The organism is Micromonospora sp. NPDC049799 (assembly GCF_040656655.1).
In the GTDB taxonomy this organism is placed as follows: Bacteria; Actinomycetota; Actinomycetes; order Mycobacteriales; family Micromonosporaceae; genus Micromonospora.
Genome location: NZ_JBFAMU010000763.1, coordinates 1 through 1,774 on the forward strand (window position 1 = coordinate 1; position 1,774 = coordinate 1,774).

General features: G+C 74.6%; 1 protein-coding gene and 1 pseudogene. Both read right to left on the reverse strand.

Annotation, left to right across the window (positions count from 1 at the left end):
- A pseudogene (locus AB0I76_RS29225) lies at positions 1 to 224 on the reverse strand (protoporphyrin IX magnesium chelatase); the annotation flags it as partial.
- Between the two features lie 5 nt (positions 225 to 229).
- The coding region (locus AB0I76_RS29230) for a cobaltochelatase subunit CobN (protein WP_357042176.1) at positions 230 to 1,774 on the reverse strand (1,545 nt) is incomplete at its 5' end.

The following is a 1,774-nucleotide window of genomic DNA, read 5'->3' on the forward strand; positions in this document are numbered from 1 at the left end:
GGCCCGTCCGGGCAACCCGGGTCGGGGGCGGCCGGGTCGCAGGTGAACCGGCAGCCGGCCACCCGGTCCACCGGCGGCAGCAGGGCGGCGAGAGCCCGGACGGCGGTGGACTTGGCGGTGCCCTTCTCGCCGCGTACGAGCACCCCGCCGATGGCCGGGCTGACGGCGTTGAGCAGCAGCGCGAGGCGCATGTCATCCATGCCGAGCACCGCGCTGAACGGGTACGCCGTCATGACCGGTCCTCCAGGTCACCCTCGCCGGCCAGGTACGCCTCCCGGAGCCGGTCCAGGGTGGCCGGTTCCGGTTCCGCCCACAGGCCCCGGTCGGCGGCCTCCAGCAGCCGCTCGGTGATGCCACGCAGCGCCCACGGGTTGGACCGCTGGAGGAAGTCCCGGTTCTCGGCGTCGAAGACGTACGCCTTCGCCAGCTGCTCGTACATCCAGTCGTCGACGACGCCGGCCGTGGCGTCGTAGCCGAACAGGTAGTCCACGGTGGCCGCCAGCTCGAACGCGCCCTTGTAGCCGTGGCGGCGCATCGCGGCGATCCAGCGCGGGTTGACCACCCGGGCCCGGAACACCCGCCGGGTCTCCTCGCCGAGGGTGCGGGTGCGCACGTCGTGCGGCATCGCCGAGTCCCCCACGTACGCCTCCGGCGCGGCGCCGGTGAGGTGGCGGACCATCGCCACCATCCCGCCGTGGTACTGGAAGTAGTCGTCGGAGTCGACGATGTCGTGCTCGCGGGTGTCCTGGTTCTTCACGGCCACCGCGATGCGGGCGAAGGAGCGTTCCATGTCGGCGCGCGCCTCCCGCCCGTCGAGGCCCCGGCCGTACGCGTAGCCGCCCCAGACGGCGTACACCTCGGCGAGGTCGGCGTCGGTGCGCCAGGTGCGGGCGTCGATCAGCGGCAGCAGGCCCGCCCCGTACGCCCCGGGTTTGGAGCCGAAGATCCGGGCGGTGGCCCGCCGTTCGTCGCCGTGCTCCGCCACGTCGGCGTCCACGTGGGCGCGGACGAAGTTCCGCTCAGGAGGCTCGTCGACGGCGGCGACCAGCCGGACGGCGTCGTCGATCAGCGCCACGACGTGCGGGAAGGCGTCGCGGAAGAACCCGGAGATGCGCACGGTGACGTCGATCCGGGGGCGGCCCAGCTCGGGCAGCGGCACCACCTCCACGCCGGTCACCCGACGGGACCGGTCGTCCCAGGTGGGGCGGCAGCCGAGCAGGGCGAGGACCTCGGCGACGTCGTCGCCCTGGGTACGCATGGCGCTGGTGCCCCAGACCGTCAGCCCGACCGACCGCGGGTACGCGCCGGTGTCGCCGAGGTGCCGGGCGAGCAGCGAGTCGGCCAGGGCCACCCCGACGTCCCAGGCGTTGCGCGAGGGGATCGCCTTCGGGTCGACGGAGTAGAAGTTCCGGCCGGTGGGAAGCACGTTGACCAGGCCCCGGGTGGGTGAGCCGGACGGACCGGGCGGCACGAACCGACCGTCGAGCGCGCCGAGCAGCCGGTCGATCTCGTCGGTGGTGCGGTCCAGCCGGGGCACCACCTCCCGGGCGGCGAAGCGGAGCACGGCCACGACGTCGGGGATCTCGCGTCCGGTGACCTCGGCCACCACCGCGCCGGCCTTCGCCCCGTCCCAGCCGAGCGTTTCCATGCCGACGACCAGCCGGCGCGCGAGGGCCTCGATCAGGTCGACGGCGTCGGCGGCGGTGGCGGCCGGCCCGTCGACCGTCTCGGTCAGCGCGCCGGGCAGCGCCAGCCGCTCCCCCGGCGTGGCGAG